The 20379-nt window shown below is 61.2% G+C and carries 17 protein-coding genes; 13 read left to right on the top strand and 4 right to left on the bottom strand.

The annotated features are described in order from the left end of the window. Window positions 1–142: 142 nt before the first annotated feature. Together PseAD21_RS22320 and aspA are read right to left on the bottom strand one after the other, a co-directional pair. Window positions 143–1588: a sodium:alanine symporter family protein gene (locus PseAD21_RS22320; protein ID WP_102357870.1), complete on the bottom strand. Its 1446-nt coding sequence runs from the start codon at window positions 1586–1588 to the stop codon at window positions 143–145. A gap of 610 nt (window positions 1589–2198) precedes the next feature. Continuing rightward, on the bottom strand, window positions 2199–3623 hold the full coding sequence (gene aspA, locus PseAD21_RS22315) for an aspartate ammonia-lyase (RefSeq protein ID WP_102357868.1): 1425 nt from the start codon (window positions 3621–3623) through the stop codon (window positions 2199–2201). Window positions 3624–3803: 180 nt separating this feature from the next. Between aspA and PseAD21_RS22310 the strand changes: the two genes are divergently transcribed. The 5 genes from PseAD21_RS22310 to PseAD21_RS22290 all read left to right on the top strand — a co-directional run bounded on the left by PseAD21_RS22310 (window position 3804) and on the right by PseAD21_RS22290 (window position 7621). Then, a complete protein-coding gene (locus PseAD21_RS22310; protein ID WP_102357867.1) occupies window positions 3804–4712 on the top strand; it encodes a LysR substrate-binding domain-containing protein in 909 nt (302 codons plus the stop codon). Window positions 4713–5045: 333 nt separating this feature from the next. Next, window positions 5046–5537, top strand: coding sequence for a 5-(carboxyamino)imidazole ribonucleotide mutase (gene purE / locus PseAD21_RS22305; RefSeq protein WP_003229641.1), 492 nt, complete (start codon window positions 5046–5048; stop codon window positions 5535–5537). A gap of 10 nt (window positions 5538–5547) precedes the next feature. Next, on the top strand, window positions 5548–6630 hold the full coding sequence (locus tag PseAD21_RS22300) for a 5-(carboxyamino)imidazole ribonucleotide synthase (RefSeq protein WP_102357865.1): 1083 nt from the start codon (window positions 5548–5550) through the stop codon (window positions 6628–6630). 106 nt (window positions 6631–6736) lie between these two features. After that, on the top strand, window positions 6737–6982 hold the full coding sequence (locus tag PseAD21_RS22295) for a GlsB/YeaQ/YmgE family stress response membrane protein (protein WP_003229635.1): 246 nt from the start codon (window positions 6737–6739) through the stop codon (window positions 6980–6982). 102 nt (window positions 6983–7084) lie between these two features. Next, window positions 7085–7621, top strand: coding sequence for a DUF3299 domain-containing protein (locus PseAD21_RS22290; protein WP_102357864.1), 537 nt, complete (start codon window positions 7085–7087; stop codon window positions 7619–7621). A gap of 152 nt (window positions 7622–7773) precedes the next feature. Here PseAD21_RS22290 and PseAD21_RS22285 read toward each other — a convergent pair whose 3' ends face one another. Together PseAD21_RS22285 and PseAD21_RS22280 are read right to left on the bottom strand one after the other, a co-directional pair. Then, the gene (locus tag PseAD21_RS22285) at window positions 7774–8673 is read right to left on the bottom strand and encodes a D-hexose-6-phosphate mutarotase (RefSeq protein WP_102357862.1); all 900 of its coding nucleotides are present in this window, start codon (window positions 8671–8673) and stop codon (window positions 7774–7776) included. A 58-nt stretch (window positions 8674–8731) separates the two neighbouring features. Beyond that, a complete protein-coding gene (locus tag PseAD21_RS22280; RefSeq protein ID WP_003229628.1) occupies window positions 8732–9136 on the bottom strand; it encodes an acyl-CoA thioesterase in 405 nt (134 codons plus the stop codon). Between the two features lie 376 nt (window positions 9137–9512). Between PseAD21_RS22280 and PseAD21_RS22275 the strand changes: the two genes are divergently transcribed. The 8 genes from PseAD21_RS22275 (at window position 9513) to PseAD21_RS22240 (ending at window position 20268) form a co-directional block, all read left to right on the top strand. Further along, the gene (locus PseAD21_RS22275; protein WP_102357861.1) at window positions 9513–10811 is read left to right on the top strand and encodes an MFS transporter; all 1299 of its coding nucleotides are present in this window, start codon (window positions 9513–9515) and stop codon (window positions 10809–10811) included. A 240-nt stretch (window positions 10812–11051) separates the two neighbouring features. Beyond that, on the top strand, window positions 11052–12056 hold the full coding sequence (locus PseAD21_RS22270; protein WP_025112655.1) for a phosphate ABC transporter substrate-binding protein PstS: 1005 nt from the start codon (window positions 11052–11054) through the stop codon (window positions 12054–12056). 425 nt (window positions 12057–12481) lie between these two features. After that, a complete protein-coding gene (locus tag PseAD21_RS22265) occupies window positions 12482–14515 on the top strand; it encodes an ABC transporter permease subunit (RefSeq protein ID WP_178082153.1) in 2034 nt (677 codons plus the stop codon). Window positions 14516–14530: 15 nt separating this feature from the next. Next, on the top strand, window positions 14531–16201 hold the full coding sequence (gene pstA / locus PseAD21_RS22260; protein ID WP_102357858.1) for a phosphate ABC transporter permease PstA: 1671 nt from the start codon (window positions 14531–14533) through the stop codon (window positions 16199–16201). Window positions 16202–16362: 161 nt separating this feature from the next. After that, on the top strand, window positions 16363–17196 hold the full coding sequence (pstB, locus tag PseAD21_RS22255; protein ID WP_102357857.1) for a phosphate ABC transporter ATP-binding protein PstB: 834 nt from the start codon (window positions 16363–16365) through the stop codon (window positions 17194–17196). Window positions 17197–17267: 71 nt separating this feature from the next. After that, window positions 17268–18029: a phosphate signaling complex protein PhoU gene (phoU, locus tag PseAD21_RS22250; RefSeq protein WP_007954334.1), complete on the top strand. Its 762-nt coding sequence runs from the start codon at window positions 17268–17270 to the stop codon at window positions 18027–18029. A gap of 177 nt (window positions 18030–18206) precedes the next feature. Beyond that, on the top strand, window positions 18207–19163 hold the full coding sequence (locus tag PseAD21_RS22245; protein WP_102357855.1) for a response regulator: 957 nt from the start codon (window positions 18207–18209) through the stop codon (window positions 19161–19163). 208 nt (window positions 19164–19371) lie between these two features. After that, window positions 19372–20268 (top strand): M23 family metallopeptidase, encoded by an 897-nt coding sequence (locus tag PseAD21_RS22240; RefSeq protein WP_102357853.1) that lies wholly within the window; start codon window positions 19372–19374, stop codon window positions 20266–20268. Window positions 20269–20379: the final 111 nt, after the last annotated feature.

The following is a 20379-nucleotide window of genomic DNA, read 5'->3' as shown; positions in this document are numbered from 1 at the left end:
TGGGAGCGGGCTTGCTCGCGAATGCGGTGGGTCAGCTAAAGATATTTGACTGATTCACCGCATTCGCGAGCGAGCCCGCTCCTACAGGTAATGCATTGCACTGTAACTGACGGGCGCAGGGGATGCGCCCGTCATTCACCTGTCAGCGTTGCGCTGCAGGGACGCCTTGCGGCTCGGCTTCGGTCTTGCCGGCAGCTTGCGGGCTGTTCGGCCAGGCTTTCAGGTCCAGGTCCAGATCGGCAAATTTGCTGGAATCGAACACTGGTTGCTTGACGCCGGCGCGGCGCTGCTCGTCGTAGTCGCGCATCACGCGCATGCCGACCTTGAACAGCAAGGCCAGGGCCATCAGGTTGACGAAGGCCAGGCAGGTCATGGTGATGTCGGCGAAGGCGAACACGGTCGACAGGTCCTGCATCGAACCCCATACCACCAGCGCTAGCACCAGGCCGCGGAAAATCATCAGCGCGGCGCGGTTGCGGGTGAGGAACTGCAGGCTGTTCTCGCCCAGGTAGTAGTTGTAGAGGATGCAGGTGAAGACGAACAGCGACAGCGCGACGCTGACGAACATGCGACCCCAGTCACCGACCACGGCGGCCAGCGAGTTCTGGGTCAGGACGATGCCGTCGCCTTCGAAGCCCGGGGTGTAGAAGCCCGACAGCAGGATCAGCAGCGCGGTGCAGGTGCAGATCACAAAGGTGTCGAGGAACACGCTGAAGGCCTGGACCACGCCCTGGGCGCCCGGGTGCTTCACGGCGGCTACTGCGGCGACGTTCGGCGCACTGCCCAGGCCCGCTTCGTTGGCGAACACGCCACGCTTCACGCCCATGACGATGGCGCTGCCGAGCAGGCCGCCAAAGGCCGGGTCGAGGCCGAAGGCGCTCTTGAAGATCGTTTCCAGCATGGCTGGCACGTGTTCGATCTGGGTACCGATCACGTACAGGGTCACGCCGATATAGGCCAGGGTCTTGATCGGTACCAGCAGGTCGGACACCGAGGCGATGCGCTTGATGCCGCCGAGGAAGGTGATGGCCAGCAGCACAGCCAGGACGATACCGGTGTGTTGTGGGTTGAATTCAAAGGCGTTCTGCAGCGAGTGAGTCACGGTGTAGGACTGCAGGCCAATGAAGGCGAAGCCGTAGGTGACCAGCAACAGGACGGAAAACACCACCGCCATGCCTTTGAGCTTCAGGCCGTGCTGGATGTAGTAGGCCGGACCGCCACGATACAGACCGTCACCATCGGCGCGCTTGTAGACCTGAGCGAGGGTGCATTCGAAGAAGCTGCTGGACATTCCGACCAGTGCTGTCACCCACATCCAGAACACCGCGCCCGGACCACCGAGGGTCACGGCGATGCCGACACCGGCGATGTTGCCTGCACCGACACGGCCGGCAAGGCTGAGCATCAGGGCCTGGAACGAGCTGAGTTGCCCGGCGCTGCCTTTGAGGCTGTCGCGGAACACCGCGAACATGTGGAAGAAGTGACGCAATTGAACGAAACGCGAGCGAATCGTGAAGTAGCTACCGAGCCCGACAATGAGCACGATCAGTACTTTCCCTGAGAGGAAGTCGTTGATGACTTCGAGCATGGATTTTTCCTCGCTGTTTTTTGTGTGAGCAAATGCTGGACGGTCAGAAACATCGTGTTACTCCGGTGTGCGCGCGGCACGACAGGAGAGGCGAAGGTTTCGTCCCGGAGCTATTTCGCGGGTTTGTTATTAGTTCGGGTTTCGCATGGGTTATGGCCTCGTTACCGACGACCTCTCACGCGAAGAGGGGCGGCACTATACCGATCAGTGACGCGCCCGTCTGCACGGTTGTGGTGCAAGCGACGAAACGAGGCTTTGAAACACCCGGCGTTACCGGCGCCGGGCTTGTACAGGAACTGCTCTTTTGTAGGAGCTGGCTTGTGTGGCGAGGGGATTTATCCCCGATGGGTCGCATAGCGGCCCCAAAGCCTGCAATCGCGATGTATCAGGTACACCGCGCGCGGTGACTATGCGACTGCTTCGCAGCCGATCGGGGATAAATCCCTTCGCCACAACAAGCCCATTCCCATTTGAAGCAATCCCCAGACATATGGGTCTCAGGGTCAGAAAGTTAAAAAAAAGGGCTTGAGGACAAATCCCCAAGCCCTCAAAAGGTGAGAGGTGTCTAGTCCCTCAACCTGGTGAGCGGTGCTACAAGTCACGCGTCGGCTCAGGCTTTGAGCGGAACCAGACGCGGCGCAATCATGTTTTCCGGGCGCAGGATGTCGGCGAGCATGGCTTCGTCGAGCAGACCTTCTTCGCGCACCAGTTCCAGCACGCCGCGGCCGCTTTCAAGGGCGATACGGGCGATGCGGGTGGCGTTTTTGTAGCCGATGTACGGGTTCAGCGCGGTAACCAGACCAATCGAGTGTTCGACCAGTTCGCGGCAGCGGGCTTCGTTGGCGGTGATGCCGACGATGCAGTGCTCGCGCAGCATGTCCATGGCGCGTTGCAGCAGGCGGATCGAGTCGAGGATCTTGAACGCGATCAGCGGCTCCATCACGTTCAGTTGCAGCTGGCCGCCTTCGGCTGCCATGGTCAGCGCCAGATCGTTACCGATGACCTGGAAGGCCACCTGGTTAACGGCTTCCGGAATAACCGGGTTGACCTTGCCGGGCATGATCGAGCTGCCTGGCTGACGCGCTGGCAGGTTGATTTCGTTGATGCCGGTGCGTGGGCCGCTGGACAGCAGGCGCAAGTCGTTGCAGATCTTCGACAGCTTGACCGCGGTGCGCTTGAGCATGCCGGAGAACAGCACGAAGGCGCCCATGTCGGAGGTCGCTTCGATCAGGTCGGCGGCTGGAACCAGCGGTTGACCGCTGATCAGTGCCAGACGCTGGACGGCCAGCGCCTGATAGCGCGGGTCGGCGTTGATGCCGGTACCGATCGCGGTGCCGCCCAGGTTCACTTCAGTCAGCAGTTCCGGGGCCAGCGTCTTCAGACGGGCCAGGTCTTCGCCCATGGTGGTGGCGAATGCACGGAACTCTTGACCCAAGGTCATCGGCACGGCGTCTTGCAGCTGGGTACGACCCATCTTCAGGACGTGGTTGAATTCTTGACCCTTGGCGGCGAAGGCCTGAATCAGGCTGTCGAGGCTGGCCAGCAGCGCGTCGTGACCCAGCAGCAGACCCAGGCGGATCGCGGTCGGGTAAGCGTCGTTGGTCGACTGCGCCATGTTGACGTCGTCGTTCGGGTGCAGGTACTGGTACTCGCCTTTCTCGTGACCCATTGCTTCGAGCGCAATGTTGGCGATCACTTCGTTGGCGTTCATGTTGGTGGAAGTACCGGCGCCACCTTGAATCATGTCGACCACGAACTCTTCGTGGAAATCACCGCGGATCAATCGGGCACAGGCTTCGCTGATGGCAGCGTGCTTGGCTTCGCTCAGGTGCCCCAACTCACGGTTGGCGTCAGCGGCGGCCTGTTTGACCATCGCCAGACCCACAACCAGCTTCGGGTAATGCGAAATCGGAACGCCGGAGAGACGGAAGTTGTTCACCGCTCGCAGGGTCTGGATGCCGTAATACGCTTGAGCCGGTACTTCGAGGGCGCCAAGCAGGTCGTTTTCTGTGCGGAAAGATGCAGCGGAGGACATGATAGAAATCATCTCGATATGGACCCGGTCTATGCCGGAACGCTGCGAATGCTAGGCTTGTGGGATTTTTTGGGCCAATGCTGTTAAACACTGGCCTATGCACATTCGGCATAATGCCCGTGTGACGCCGCGTGCGCGGCAGACGTGTGACCTGTTTTGGTGCGTTCCCGGGAGGGCGTGATGAATCTGGAAAGCAAATGGCTCGAGGACTTCAGTGCTCTGGCCGCCACTCGCAGCTTCTCGCAGGCGGCTGAACGGCGCTTCGTGACCCAGCCAGCGTTCAGTCGGCGGATCCGCAGCCTCGAAGCGGCGCTCGGGCTGACGCTGGTCAACCGCTCGCGCACGCCGATCGAGCTGACGGCCGCCGGGCAGCTGTTTCTGGTGACTGCGCGCACCGTGGTCGAACAGCTCGGTGAAGTGCTGCGTCATCTGCATCACCTGGAAGGCGGGCAGGGCGAAGTGATGCAAGTCGCCGCCGCGCACTCGCTGGCGCTGGGATTTTTCCCGCGCTGGATCGCGCAACTGCGCAACGAAGGGCTGAACATCGCCACGCGGCTGGTGGCGACCAACGTCGGCGACGCGGTGCATGCGCTACGCGAAGGCGGCTGCGACCTGATGCTGGCGTTCTACGACCCGGACGCGGCAATGCAGATGGACCCGGAAATCTTCCCGTCACTGCACCTGGGCCAGACCGAGATGCTCCCGGTGTGCGCGGCGGATGACGATGGCAAGCCGCTGTTCGATCTGGAAGGCGAGGCCAGCGTGCCGTTGCTGGCCTACAGCGCCGGGGCGTTTCTCGGGCGTTCGGTGAACGGTTTGTTGCGCCAGCGTCAGCTGCGTTTCACCACCATCTACGAAACCGCGATGGCCGACAGCCTGAAGAGCATGGCCCTGGAAGGCCTTGGCATCGCGTGGGTCCCGCAGTTGAGCGTGCGTGCCGAACTGGCCCGTGGCGAACTGGTCGTCTGCGGCGGCCCGCAATGGCACGTGCCGCTGGAAATTCGTCTGTATCGCTGCGCACTGGTGCGCAAGGCCAACGTTCGGTTGCTCTGGCGCAAGCTCGAAGGCGGCGCCGCGCAAAACTCCTGAACCCACCCGCAGCCCCTGTGGGAGCGAGCCTGCTCGCGAATGCGGTGGGTCAGGCAGCATCAATGTTGACTGACCCACCGCATTCGCGAGCAGGCTCGCTCCCACAATGAAATTTGAGGTGTCTCTCCGCTGACCTTCAAGTCAATAAAACCGGGCCTTTCGCTCATTTGACAGATGGTCGTTTCGGGGGCTGTTTATTGCTTTCTTTGCGGTATACTGCGCGGCCTTCGGCCGGCACGACCGGCCATTTTTCGTACAATCAAGCCACGCAACCTGCGTGGCTTGTTGTTTTATGACGCGCCTGCGGGCGCTCCTGAGAGAAGAGGCGCGACGATGAGTGCACTGGTTGGCGTGATCATGGGCTCCAAGTCCGATTGGTCCACCCTTAGCCACACCGCCGATATGCTGGAAAAGCTCGGCATCCCGTACGAGGTCAAGGTGGTTTCTGCCCACCGTACCCCGGATCTGCTGTTCCAGTACGCCGAAGAGGCTGAGGGCCGCGGCATCGAGGTGATCATCGCCGGTGCCGGTGGCGCAGCCCACCTGCCAGGCATGTGTGCGGCCAAGACCCACCTGCCGGTGCTGGGCGTTCCGGTGCAGTCGTCGATGCTCTCGGGCGTCGATTCGCTGCTGTCTATCGTGCAGATGCCGGCCGGCATTCCGGTCGCCACCCTGGCCATCGGCAAGGCAGGTGCAATCAACGCCGCGCTGCTCTCGGCGAGCATCCTGGGCGCCAAGCATCCACAGTTCCACGCGGTACTGAAAACCTTCCGTGCCGAGCAGACAGACAGCGTCCTGGACAATCCAGACCCACGTATTGCCTGAGGTTGTTGAGATGAAGATCGGTGTAATCGGTGGCGGCCAGTTGGGCCGCATGTTGGCGCTGGCGGGGACTCCGCTGGGCATGAACTTCGCTTTCCTCGACCCTGCGCCGGACGCTTGCGCCGCGGCACTGGGCGAACACCTGCGGGCCGATTACGGCGATCAGGATCACCTGCGCCAACTGGCTGACGAAGTCGACCTGGTGACCTTCGAGTTCGAAAGCGTCCCGGCCGAAACCGTGGCGTTCCTCTCGCAATTCGTGCCGGTGTACCCGAGCGCTGAAGCCCTGCGCATCGCTCGCGACCGCTGGTTCGAGAAGAGCATGTTCAAGGACCTGGGGATTCCGACCCCGGCCTTCGCCGACATTCAGTCGCAAGCCGACCTGGATGCCGCCGTCGCTTCGATCGGTCTGCCGGCCGTGCTGAAAACCCGCACCCTGGGTTACGACGGCAAGGGCCAGAAAGTCCTGCGCAAGCCAGAAGACGTGGTCGGCACGTTCGCCGAACTGGGCAGCGTTGCCTGCCTGCTGGAAGGCTTCGTGCCGTTCACCGGCGAAGTCTCGCTGATCGCCGTGCGTGCCCGCGATGGCGAAACCCGGTTCTACCCACTGGTGCACAACACCCACGACAGCGGCATCCTCAAACTGTCGGTCGCCAGCACCGATCACCCGTTGCAGGCCTTGGCCGAAGACTACTCCAGCCGTGTACTCAAGCAGCTCGATTATGTGGGCGTGATGGCGTTCGAGTTCTTTGAAGTCGACGGTGGCCTCAAAGCCAACGAAATCGCCCCGCGTGTGCACAACTCCGGGCACTGGACCACCGAAGGCGCCGAGTGCAGCCAGTTCGAAAACCACCTGCGCGCCGTTGCCGGCCTGCCGCTGGGTTCGACGGCCAAGGTCGGTGAGAGCGCCATGCTCAACTTCATCGGCGTGGTTCCGCCGGTCGAGAAAGTCATCGCCATCGCGGATTGCCATCTGCATCACTACGGCAAAGCCTTCAAGGCCGGGCGCAAGGTCGGTCACGCCAACCTGCGCTGCGCCGACATGGCTACGCTGCAGGCGCAGATCGTCAAGGTCGAAGCGCTGATCGCCGAGTAACGACAGTTTCATCTGGCAGCGGCGGAACCTTCGGGAGCCGCCGTTCTCTGATGGCAGGATGCCAAAGTCTGTCTAGGCTATAGCCAATCAATCAGAGGGAAATGCCATGGGAATTATCGGAACCATCTTTATCGGCTTGATCGTCGGCCTGCTGGCTCGCTTCCTCAAACCGGGCGATGACAGCATGGGCTGGATCATGACCATCCTGCTCGGTATCGGCGGTTCACTGGCAGCCACTTACGGCGGCCAGGCCCTGGGTATCTATCAGGCAGGTCAAGGCGCAGGCTTCATCGGCGCCCTGGTCGGCGCGATCGTGCTGCTGGTGATCTACGGCCTGATCAAAAAGAACTGATCCAAGCGACCAAGCCCTCTCTGCCAATGCGGCAGGGAGGGCTGGAATGCTCGGCGATTCAACGTCCTTCCTTTATCCGAGCATCTTTTACCGAGCACCTCCATGCGCCGTCTTTTGTTGACTCTCCTTTTGCTGGGCAGCGGTCTGGCCCACGCCGGTGATCTGCCGGAAACCGACTGGCTGGAACTGATGCCCAAGTCGGACCAGAAAGCCCTCGAGGCCATGCCCGAAATCGATCACAACTCCCCGGAAGCCACCGGCACCTTCACCGAGAAGGGCGGGATGAAACAGGCCAAGGGCCTGCCGGCGGTGATGTATTCGACCAAGACCGTGGCGTCGATGAACGACAAGCACATCCGCATCGGGGGTTACCCGGTGCCGCTGGAGTCCGATGCCAAGGGCCGCAGCACGCTGTTCTTCCTCGTGCCGTACCCCGGCGCCTGCATCCACGTACCGCCACCGCCGCCGAATCAACTGGTGCTGGTGCGTTATCCCAAGGGTTTGAAGCTGGATGACATTTACACACCGCTGTGGGTAACCGGCACGCTGAAGATCGAGAAGGTCAGCAACGACCTGGCCGACGCGGCGTATGCGCTGGAAGCGGACAAGGTGCGGGTGGTGCAGGAGTCCGATCTCTGACACCTGCACAATTGTAGCGAGGGGATTCATCCCCGATGGGTTGCGAAGCGACCCCCGCTTTTGAATCAAGAGCAGGGGCCAGCTCTGCAGGCCATCGGGGATAAATCCCCTCACCACAAAGGCTCACGCCTACATTGGTTTTGCGGTGTTGGTCAGAGTGGCTTGCTGGCGACGCTGACGCCCATGGTGTGGCTCGCGCCCGAAGCCAGGTTCACCACATCACCCATCACATTCGCCGTCTCGATGCACAGCATGCGTTGCCAGCCATCGTTGTCCATGTCGCTGAACGCGGCGGCGCGGTCGATCCACGGGTTCCAGATCACCGCTGTGCGGGAGCCGGTCGCGGTCAGCACGATACGCCGTTCCCACTCCGGATCGACAATGTTCAGCTGCGGCGGGGCATTGACGTAGATGCGGTCAGTCTCACCGGCAAAGCGCAGTTCGCCTTTCTGGCTGTGGGTGTTCCAGTTGTCCAGCGTCTCGATGTAATCCAGACCGTCCACGCCGTCGACGTGCACATTACGCACATCGCTGACCGCGAAATACGTGTGCAGCGCCTGACTGATGCTGACGTCTTCGGCACCACGGTTGTGGCTGGTCAGGCTGATGTGCAACTGATCATTCAGATGCAACGTCAGGGTCAGATCAACCTCATGCGGCCAGCCCGGAAACCCGCCCTCGGGGTAAGGCAGCTTGAATTCAACCTTCACGCCATGGTCTTCGGCTTCGATGCCGCCCAATTCCCAATCCATCGCCCGTACAAAACCGTGAGCCTGCGCCGGCTCGTCGCTGACGCGCATGGCTTTGACGCTCTGCGGATTGCGCTCGAAGACGCCGAACCACGGCCAGCACACCGGCACGCCGGCGCGGATGCTCTTGCCGGCCTTGAACACGGCCTTGTCGTTCAGCCAGATGATCGGCGGCTGGCCGTCGATCTGATAACTGAGGATGTGCGCGCCTTGCTGGGCCACCAGCACTTCGGCCTGACCGTGGCGGATGCGCCAGCAGTTCAGTTCATCCAGTTTCACGGCTTCAACGTTGGGCGTGTTCATGGGACAGCTCTCGATCAGACACTTGGGACGACTATCGACCGCAAAACCGCGGCGAGGTTTAACGCGCGCGCGGTGGCACCGAACGGGTGCGACCGCTGCCGTCGATGGCGACGAAGACGAATACCGCTTCGGTCACTTTACGCCACTCGCTGGACAGCGGATCGTCGCTCCACACCTCGACCATCATCTGGATCGAGCTGCGGCCGATTTCCAGGGTCTGGGTGTAAAAGGACAATTGCGCGCCGACAGCGACCGGCACCAGAAATGCCATGCGGTCGATGGCCACGGTCGCCACACGGCCACCGGCAACACGGCTGGCCATTGCGGTGCCCGCCAGGTCCATCTGCGCCACCAGCCAGCCGCCGAAAATATCGCCAAAGCCGTTGGTTTCGCGGGGGAGTGCGGTAATTTGCAGGGCCAGGTCGCCTTGCGGGATCGGATCTTCTTGTTCGAGCTCTATCATGCCGGGGGTGCCTCTGACCCGTGACTCTTCGTTGGTATTGCTGGTGGTAGCCGTCTTCAGGAAAAACGATTCAGCACCGAACATACTGCGTTCGTCACGTTTTCCATAGGCGTCTAAAGGGAAACTCTGCGAAAGCGGCTGGATCCACGCACCAGGGCGACCAACGACGTTTTCGCACAGCAACCCCCTACAAACCGGAGCAAGGTTGCGAGTATATCGGTCGGTAGACTCCGCGACGACCATCCGGTTCTGATTTTGACCGTCAAATACGCGCCTCTATGTGCTTTTTCGAACAATTTGCTATGGTGCCGAACCTGCCCGAGCCACAGCCAGCGTTGTTGTGGCGGTAGATCCGACTATAAGAGAAGCCCTTGCCATGACCACAGCGCCTTCGAGCCTCGCGCAGCCCGAGCAACCTGCACGCCCCCTGACCCGCAATGACTACAAGACTCTGTCGCTCTCGGCCCTGGGCGGTGCGCTGGAGTTTTACGACTTCATCATCTTCGTGTTCTTCGCCACCGTGGTCGGCAAGCTGTTCTTCCCGGCCGACATGCCCGAGTGGCTGCGCCTGATGCAGACCTTTGGCATCTTTGCCGCCGGTTACCTGGCACGGCCACTGGGCGGCATCGTCATGGCGCACTTCGGCGACCTGCTGGGGCGCAAGAAAATGTTCACCCTGAGCATTTTCATGATGGCTGTGCCGACCCTGATCATGGGTCTGCTGCCGACTTACGCGCAGATCGGCATGTGGGCACCGATTCTGCTGTTGCTGATGCGGGTGATCCAGGGCGCGGCGATTGGCGGTGAAGTGCCGGGGGCGTGGGTCTTCGTTTCCGAACACGTGCCGCAAAAGCACATTGGCTATGCCTGCGGCACACTCACCAGCGGCCTGACCGCCGGCATTCTGCTTGGCTCGTTGGTCGCCACCGCGATCAACAGCATATATACGCCAGCCGAGGTGTCCGATTACGCGTGGCGGATCCCGTTCCTGCTCGGCGGCGTGTTTGGTCTGTTCTCGGTCTACCTGCGCCGCTGGCTGCACGAGACCCCGGTGTTTGCCGAGCTGCAACTGCGCAAGGCCCTGGCCGAAGAAGTGCCGCTACGCGCGGTGCTGCGTGACCATCGCGGGGCGATTGCGATCTCGATGCTGCTGACCTGGCTGCTGTCCGCCGGGATCGTCGTGGTGATTCTGATGACTCCGACTGTACTGCAAACGGTCTATCACTTCTCGCCGACGGTGGCGTTGCAATCGAACAGCCTGGCGATCGTGTTCCTGAGCGTTGGTTGCATCATCTCCGGCGCCCTGGCGGATCGTTTTGGCGCCGGCCGGGTGTTTGTCTTCGGTAGCCTGGGGCTGCTGATCAGCTCCTGGACCTTCTATCACAGCCTCGCCGATCACCCGAACTGGCTGTTCCCGCTGTATGCGCTGACCGGTTTTCTGGTCGGCACGATTGGTGCGGTGCCGTATGTGATGGTGAAAGCGTTTCCGCCGGTGGTGCGGTTCAGCGGGTTGTCGTTCTCGTACAACGTCGCTTACGCGATCTTTGGTGGTTTGACGCCGATGGTGGTGAGCTTACTGCTGAAAGAAAGCGCGATGGGGCCTGCCTACTATGTGGCGGTGCTGTGCGCGATGGGGATTCTGGTGGGAGCATGGCTCTGGAAGAAGGGGCGCTGATTTCCCCTGCCGCCTGATCGTTCCCACGCTCCGCGTGGGAATGCATCCTGTGACGCTCCGCGTCACCTCTCAAATGCGGACGCAGAGCGTCCATGGCGGCGTTCCCACGCAGAGCGTCGGAACGATCTGTCGCGACATGCTGGCCTTTCATCCAATTGTCATATTTCAGCCATAGAGTGTTCACACGGCCTGCTGATACTTGGCCCCGACTTAACACACCCTATCTGCTAGGAGTAAGGCATGAAACTGAAGCGTTTGATGGCGGCAATGACTTTTGTCGCCGCTGGCGTTGCGACTGCCCACGCGGTAGCCGCTGGCGTTGACCCGGCAATTCCGGCTTACACCAAGGTCACCGGTGTATCGGGCAACTTGTCCAGCGTTGGTTCCGACACTCTGGCCAACCTCATGACCCTGTGGGCTGAGAACTACAAAAAAGAATACCCGAACGTAAACATCCAGATTCAGGCCGCTGGCTCCGCCACTGCGCCACCTGCGCTGACTGAAGGCACCTCCAACCTGGGCCCGATGAGCCGCAAGATGAAGGACACCGAACTGGCGGCCTTCGAGCAGAAGTATGGCTACAAGCCGACCGCTATCCCGGTTGCCGTGGACGCCCTGGCTGTGTTCGTGCACAAGGACAACCCGATCCAGCACCTGACCATGGAGCAGGTTGACGCGATCTTCTCGTCCACCCGTCTGTGCGGCGCCAAGGCCGAAGTCAAAACCTGGGGCGACCTGGGCGTGACCGGCGACCTGGCCAACAAGCCGGTGCAACTGTTCGGCCGTAACTCGGTATCCGGCACCTACGGCTACTTCAAGGAAGAAGCCTTGTGCAAAGGCGACTACAAACCCAACGTCAACGAACAACCAGGTTCGGCGTCGGTGGTGCAGTCGATCAGCTCCTCGTTGAACGGCATCGGTTACTCGGGCATCGGTTACAAGACTGCCAGCGTGAAAACCGTTGCGCTGTCGAAGAAAGGCAGCACCGAGTTCATCGAAGACTCCGAAGAAAACGCACTGAACGGCAAGTATCCGCTGTCGCGCTTCCTCTACGTTTACGTGAACAAGGCCCCGAACAAGCCTCTGGCCCCGCTGGAAGCCGAGTTCGTGAAACTGGTTCTGTCCAAACAGGGTCAGGAAGTTGTGGTGAAAGACGGCTACATCCCACTGCCAGCCAAAGTTGCTGCAAAAGCACTGGCTGACCTGGGTCTGCAGGAAGGCGGCGCTGAAGTCGCAAAAAAGTAACAAACTGAGTCCGGGATGAACCCCGCCGGACTCATGTAAAAGGCCGGATCTGCCAGCAGACCGGCCTTTTACACACCTCAAATTTTCGATCCTCTGCCAGTCCCGCTGGCGGTGGATTTGCTGCGTCACTGCACTGTCATCTTTCTGTCATACAGGATCGCTAGGGTGAGCGCATGAATGATCTGGCCAATTCCCCAATGACTACGACTTCCCCTCCCAAGCGCATTGATTTCAATACGCCTGAGCTGCAACGCAAGCGCCGCATTCGCGCGCTCAAGGATCGCTTCACCCGTTGGTACGTCCTCGTTGGCGGGCTGGCGGTGCTGGCAGCCATCACCCTGATCTTCTTCTTTCTCGCCTACGTCGTTGCGCCATTGTTCCAGGGTGCGAGCCTGACCGCGAAAGATGCCATTACCCCGGCCTGGATGCAGGACGCCGGCAAGCCGCTGATGATTTCGCTCGAAGAGCAGAATCAGGTGGCGATGCGCGTTTCCGATAAAGGCCAGGCACTGTTCTTTGACATCGACAGTGGCGCTGAATTGACGCGCGTCGATCTGCCAGTGCCCGCGGGCGCCAGCGTGACGTCCATCGGTGAAGATCAGCCAGGTCATCCACTGGTGGCCGTGGGCCTGTCCAATGGCCAGGCACTGGTGTTCCGTCACACCTATAAAGTCAGCTACCCCGACGGCAAGAAAACCATCACCCCGGCCATCGAATACCCGTACGGCAACACGCCGATCGCGGTGAATGAAAGTGGCGGGGCGCTGGAGCACGTGAGCCTCAATGCTACCGATTCGACCCTGATGCTGGTGGGCTCGACTGGCTCGCAACTCAACGTGTTGTCGCTGACCAGCGAAGAAAACATGATGACCGGCGAAGTTACCTCCGAGCAGAAGCGTATCGATCTGCCGCAGATGACTGAGCCGGTGAAAAACATTTTCGTCGACCCGCGCCAGCAATGGCTGTACGTGGTCAACGGGCGTGCCCAGGCCGACGTGTTCAGCCTGCGCGACAAGAGCCTCAACGGTCGCTACAAACTGCTGGAAAACGCCGACGCCGAAGTCACTGCAACCACCCAGCTGGTCGGTGGTATCTCGCTGATCGTGGGCGACTCCAAAGGCGGTCTGGCCCAGTGGTTCATGGCGCGTGACACTGACGGTGAACTGCGCCTGAAGCAGATCCGCACCTTTCAGATGGGCACTGCGCCGATCGTTGAAATCACCGCTGAAGAACGTCGCAAAGGCTTCCTCGCGCTGGATGCCAGCGGCAAGCTTGGCGTGTTCCACAGCACCGCGCACCGCACTTTGCTGGTCGATCAGGTTGTTGAAGGACAAGGCCTGTTCGGTCTGTCGCCACGCGCCAACCGGGTGATCGTCGAGGCCGGCGGCAAGCTGCAACCGCTGCTGCTCGACAACCCGCACCCGGAAGTGTCGTGGAGCGCGCTGTGGAGCAAGGTCTGGTACGAGAACTACGACGAGCCTAAATACGTCTGGCAATCGACCGCGGCCAACACCGACTTCGAACCGAAACTGAGCCTCTCGCCACTGACCTTCGGCACCCTGAAAGCCGCGTTCTACGCGATGCTGCTGGCGGCACCGCTGGCCGTTGCCGCAGCGATCTACACCGCTTACTTCATGGCCCCGGGCATGCGCCGCAAGGTCAAGCCGGTGATCGAACTGATGGAAGCGATGCCGACGGTAATCCTCGGGTTCTTCGCCGGTCTGTTCCTCGCGCCGTATGTGGAAGGGCATCTGCCGGGCATCTTCAGCCTGTTGATGCTGCTGCCGATCGGCATCCTGGTTGCCGGTTTCACCTTCAGCCGCCTGCCTGAGTCGATCCGCCTGAAAGTCCCGGATGGCTGGGAGAGTGCGCTGCTGATCCCGGTGATCCTGTTCGTCGGCTGGCTGTCGCTGTACATGAGTCCGTTCATGGAGAACTGGTTCTTCGGCGGCGACATGCGTATGTGGATCTCCCACGACCTTGGCATCACCTACGACCAGCGCAACGCTCTGGTGGTTGGTCTGGCCATGGGTTTCGCGGTGATCCCGAACATCTACTCGATCGCCGAAGACGCCGTGTTCAGCGTGCCACGCGGCCTGACCCTGGGTTCGCTGGCACTCGGTGCCACGCCGTGGCAGACCATGACTCGCGTAGTCATCCTCACCGCCAGCCCGGGCATCTTCTCGGCGCTGATGATCGGTATGGGCCGTGCGGTCGGCGAAACCATGATCGTGCTGATGGCCACGGGTAACACCCCGGTCATGGAAATGAACCTGTTCGAAGGCCTGCGCACCCTGGCCGCCAACGTCGCGGTGGAAATGCCGGAATCGGAAGTCGGCGGCAGCCACTACCGCGTGCTGTTCCTCTCGGCGCTGGTGCTGCTGTTGTTCACCTTCGTCATGAACACCCTGGCAGAACTGATTCGTCAGCGTCTGCGCAAGAAATACTCGTCGCTTTAAGAAAGGTAGAAGTCTGTGAAACAGAACTCCCTGAATGGATGGTTCAAGAGCGGCGCCCCGGGCGTCTGGATCAGCGGTGGCGCGGTGTCCATCGCGGTCATCATGACCATTGGCCTGCTGGCAGTGATTGCCGTGCGCGGTCTGGGTCATTTCTGGCCGGCGGACCTGATCCACGCCAACTACGACGTACCGGGCCAGGCCAATCACCTGGTCATCGGCGAAGTGGTGCAGAAAGAAGAAGTGCCCCGTGCCCGCCTGAAAAGCGCTGGCCTGCCGGTGCCCGACCAGGGCCCGGAATTCATGACCCGCGAGCTGATCAAGGTCGGCAACCGTGACTTGAATGGCAACGACTTCACCTGGATCGTCGGCGAGTGGCTGACCAACCAGACCACGCCGCCAGAGTTGATGGCGATCGAACGTCGCGAGTGGGGCAACTTCTACGGCTACCTGGTCAACGTCAAACAGGACGGCAAGGTGATCGCCGAGGGCGAGGCCGCATGGCCTGAGCTGCAAGCGCGGATCGACCGCGTGAACAAGCTCGCTGCGCAACTGAAGTCGCTGGAAAAGACCGACATCGGGGCGATCAACTCAGGTCTGGAACGCATTCGTCTGCACGGCCGCAAACTGGAACTGGAAGGTAAGCTCGACGCCACCGCGCAAGCGGACATGGATGCCGAACGTGCCGAGCTGAACGCGCGTTATCAGGACGTCGAAGCACGTCTGAGCGATCTGCATGCGCAGTTCAACCGTGACGCTTTGACGGCTCGCGATGCCAACGGCAAAGAGATCGAAATCGGCCTGGGCAAAGTGGTTCACGCTTACCAGCCGAATGCCATGGGCACGATGACCAAGATCGGTTTCTACTTCGGCAAGGTCTGGGAGTTCCTGTCCGACGACCCGCGTGAAGCGAACACCGAAGGCGGGATCTTCCCGGCGATCTTCGGCACCGTGATGATGACCCTGATCATGGCGATGATCGTCACCCCGTTCGGCGTGCTGGCGGCGGTGTACCTGCGTGAATACGCCAAGCAGAACGCCCTGACCCGAATCATCCGCATCGCGGTGAACAACCTCGCGGGCGTTCCGGCAATCGTTTACGGCGTGTTCGGTCTGGGCTTCTTCGTCTACGTGCTGGGTGGCTCGGTTGACCGCCTGTTCTTCCCTGAAGCACTGCCGGCGCCGACCTTCGGTACGCCGGGCCTGCTCTGGGCCTCGTTGACCCTGGCGCTGCTGGCGGTGCCGGTGGTGATCGTGGCGACCGAGGAAGGTCTGGCGCGTATCCCGCGCACCGTCCGCGAAGGCTCGCTGGCACTGGGCGCGACCAAGGCCGAGACGCTGTGGAAAATTGTCCTGCCGATGGCCAGCCCGGCGATGATGACCGGCATGATCCTCGCCGTGGCCCGCGCCGCCGGTGAAGTGGCGCCGCTGATGCTGGTGGGTGTAGTGAAACTGGCGCCGTCGCTGCCGCTGGACGGCAACTACCCGTACCTGCACCTGGACCAGAAGATCATGCACTTGGGCTTCCACATCTATGACGTCGGCTTCCAGAGCCCGAACGTCGAAGCCGCACGGCCACTGGTGTACGCCACGGCGCTGCTGCTGGTGCTGGTGATCGCCACGTTGAACCTGTCGGCAGTGTGGATTCGTAACCACCTGCGCGAAAAATATAAAGCGCTGGACAGTTGATATTCCGGTGGGAGCGGACTTGCTCGCGAAGGCGGTGGGTCAGGCGACATTGAGGTTGAATGTGCCGACTTCTTCGCGAGCAAGCCCGCTCCCACCCTAGATTGAGTACAGCCGCATCAAGCGGCTAACCGAACCGAATTTGTTAGCACAGGGAGCCTCCCATGCAGCACGAAACACATACCCACGGCATCAACATGTCCGCCCTGGGCCGCGACAAGCAGAGCCTGAACCTCGCCCAGGAAACCGTTGCCATCGAAGTCCCGGGCCTGAGCCTGTTCTACGGCGAGAAACAGGCACTGTTCGACGTCAGCATGAACATCCCGAAACAGCGCGTGACCGCGTTCATCGGCCCGTCCGGCTGCGGCAAGTCCACGCTGCTGCGTACCTTCAACCGCATGAACGACCTGGTTGATGGCTGCCGTGTCGAAGGCGCGATCAACCTGTACGGCAACAACATCTACCGCAAGGGCGAAGACGTCGCCGAGCTGCGTCGTCGGGTCGGCATGGTGTTCCAGAAGCCCAACCCGTTTCCGAAGACCATCTACGAAAACGTGGTCTACGGCTTGCGCATCCAGGGCATCAACAAGAAGCGCATCCTCGACGAAGCGGTCGAGTGGGCGTTGAAAGGCGCGGCGCTGTGGGACGAAGTGAAGGATCGCCTGCATGATTCGGCACTCGGTCTGTCCGGTGGTCAGCAGCAGCGTCTGGTGATCGCCCGCACCATCGCGGTCGAGCCGGAAGTGTTGCTGCTCGACGAACCGTGCTCGGCCCTCGACCCGATCTCGACCCTGAAAGTCGAAGAGCTGATCTACGAGCTGAAGTCCAAGTTCACCATTGTCATCGTGACCCACAACATGCAGCAGGCCGCGCGGGTTTCCGACTACACGGCGTTCATGTACATGGGCAAACTGGTGGAGTTCGGCGACACCGACACCCTGTTCACCAATCCGGCGAAGAAGCAGACCGAAGACTACATCACCGGTCGTTATGGCTGACAGTTGCGGGTTATTCACAGAATTGACGCTGCGGCCCACCGCACCTTACCGGACGCTCCAAGGACGCCAACATGATTAGTAAAGAAGGCCTTACCCACCATATCTCCGCGCAGTTCAACGCCGAGCTTGAGGAAGTGCGCAGCCACCTCCTGGCCATGGGCGGGCTGGTCGAGAAGCAGGTCAACGACGCGGTCACCGCGCTGATCGAGGCCGACTCCGGCCTGGCCCAGCAGGTGCGCGAGATCGACGACCAGATCAACCAGATGGAGCGCAACATCGACGAAGAATGCCTGCGCATTCTTGCCCGTCGTCAGCCGGCGGCGTCCGACCTGCGGCTGATCATCAGCATCTCCAAGTCGGTGATCGACCTGGAGCGTATCGGTGACGAAGCGACCAAGATCGCCCGCCGCGCGATTCAGCTGTGCGAAGAAGGCGAAGCGCCGCGCGGTTACGTCGAGGTTCGCCACATCGGCGACCAGGTGCGCAATATGGTCCGTGATGCGCTGGATGCGTTCGCCCGTTTCGACGCCGATCTGGCGTTGTCGGTGGCGCAGTACGACAAGATCATCGACCGCGAATACAAAACCGCCCTGCGTGAGCTGGCGACCTACATGATGGAAGACCCGCGCTCTATCTCGCGGGTCTTGAGCATCATCTGGGTGCTGCGTTCGCTGGAGCGCATCGGCGATCACGCGCGCAACATCTCTGAACTGGTGATCTACCTGGTACGCGGCACCGACGTGCGGCACATGGGCCTCAAGCGCATGAAAGAAGAAGTTGAAGGTACAAGCGGCGAAACCGCTAATGTTCCGGGCGATGCTGACGATAAGTAAGATTGCCTGAGAAAAGCGCCCGGCCCTTTGGCCGGGCGTTTTTGTTTGTGCTTTTCATAGGCAGATCCGAATTAAAAAGCAGCACCCGCGAACGAAAAGTCCCGGCGTGACTGAAGAGTTTTGGCAATGTGCCATCAGCCAGCGTTATGCTTGCCGGGATTTTAATAGGGGTGTTGGATGAGCAAGATCAGTGTGTTGGTCGTGGACGATGCTTCGTTCATTCGTGACCTGGTGAAAAAGTGCCTGCGTAATTACTTCCCGGGGATCCGCACCGAGGACGCCGTCAACGGTAAAAAGGCTCAGGCCATGCTGGCCAAGGAAGCGTTCGACCTTGTGCTCTGCGACTGGGAAATGCCGGAAATGTCCGGCCTCGAACTGCTGACCTGGTGCCGCGAGCAAGACAACCTCAAGACCATGCCGTTCGTCATGGTCACCAGCCGTGGCGACAAGGAAAACGTTGTGCAGGCGATTCAGGCCGGCGTTTCCGGCTACGTCAGCAAGCCGTTCACCAACGAGCAACTGCTGACCAAGGTCAAACAGGCGCTGAACAAGGTCGGCAAGCTCGATACCCTGATGAACAGCGCGCCGACCAAGATGAACTCGGCGTTCGGCAACGACTCCCTGAGCGCGTTGACCGGCGGCAAGCCTGCTGTGGTGGGTGGCGCTCCGGCAACTGCTGCGGTCAACCCGTTCGCCAAGCCTGCGGTCGTTGCACCGGCGCCTGCCGCTGCACCATCGCGTGGCCTGCTCAACAGCCCGCCGGTGCAGGCACCGGCCGCCTCGAAAGCGCCGGCGGGTGGTCGTGGTCAGGGCCAGTTGCGCCTGCCGAGCGGCAACCAGCAATGCGTGATCAAGGCCCTGAGCATCAAGGAAGCGCTGTTGGTGGTGAAGCGCACCGAGACCCTGCCGCAGATCCTCGACAGCGCCGTGCTCGACCTGGAGCAGGGCGACAACGCCGAAGTCGCCCGTCTCAACGGTTACCTGCATGCCATCGTGGCCCACGAGCAGAAAGCGGATAGCGACTGGCTGCAACTGACCTTCCGCTTCGTCGACCAGGATGCGCAGAAGCTCGACTACATCTCCCGCCTGATCGCCCGCGGCACGGCGCAGAAGCACTTCGTTCCGGGCGCGTGATCTTCGGCGCCTGACAATCCGCCATCGCGAGCAGGCTCACTCCTACAAGGGATCGCATTCCATATGTAGGAGTGAGCCTGCTCGCGATGGGGCCATCACTTACGACATCCATTTTCCAGACTGCCCAATTTGAAACATCTGTCGACTAGCCTGGTCTGTCTCACCTGCTAGGCTCATTCCCAGGCCTTACTTCGACAGACTCTTGCCCATGCTCGCGCGCCTGCTGTTTTTCTGTGGTCTTTTCCTGGCCTCCACCTCGGCTGTGGCCATGACCATCTACAAATCCACCGATGCCAACGGAGTGGTCTCGTACAGCGACCGGCCGAGCAAAGGCTCGCAGGTGTTCGTGTTTCAGGACCGCATGGTCGAACATCTGGAGCGCCAGGTGTACCTCGACATCAAGAAGCAGAAGGGCACCGACGTGGTGTTCGTGCGCAACGATCTGTACGCGCCGGTCGAGGTGGCGCTGGCATTTACCGGGATGAGCAACGTGCGTGGCGCACCGGCCCAGACGATCCGCCGGGTGCTGCCGGCGCGCAGCAATACCCGCTTGGCACTGCTGACGGCGATCAGCGGCGGCCAGCCGCTGGTGTATACGCCGCAGTTCCAGTATTCGCTGGGCGACCCCGCCGGAGCCGCTCAGAGCTATCGCTATCCACTGCCGTGGCGGGGCGGACCGTTCCGCCTCAGTCAGGGTGCCAACGGCCAATACAGTCACTACGGGCCGAAGAACAAGTACGCGATGGACATCGCCATGCCGGTCGGCACACAGATCATCGCGGCGCGGGCCGGGGTGGTGGTGAAAACCGAAAACTCGCAGAGCGGGCGCGGCAATGATGCCTCGGGCAATTTCGTCCGGGTGCTGCACGATGACGGCACGATGGGCGTGTACCTGCATCTCAAGCAAGGTTCGGTGAGCGTGCGCGAGGGGCAGCGAGTAAAGGTTGGCAGTCCGCTGGCGCTGTCGGGCAATACCGGCAACAGCAGCGGCCCGCACCTGCACTTTGTGGTGCAGCGCAATACGGGGCAGGGGCTAGTGTCGATTCCGTATCAGTTCAACCAGCCGCTGGGGGCGTTGCCCAACTTTGCGTTGGGCAAGCAGTGATGTGCTGCACCTGCGGGCCCCTTCGCGAGCAAGCTCGCTCCCACCTTGGAATGCATTTCAACTGTGGGAGCGGGCTTGCTCGCGAAAGGATCGACGTGGTGCCGGATCAGC

Origin of the sequence: Pseudomonas sp. AD21, assembly GCF_002878485.1 — a bacterium.
Classification (GTDB): domain Bacteria; phylum Pseudomonadota; class Gammaproteobacteria; order Pseudomonadales; family Pseudomonadaceae; genus Aquipseudomonas.
This window is presented reverse-complemented; position numbering and strand designations above follow the sequence as displayed.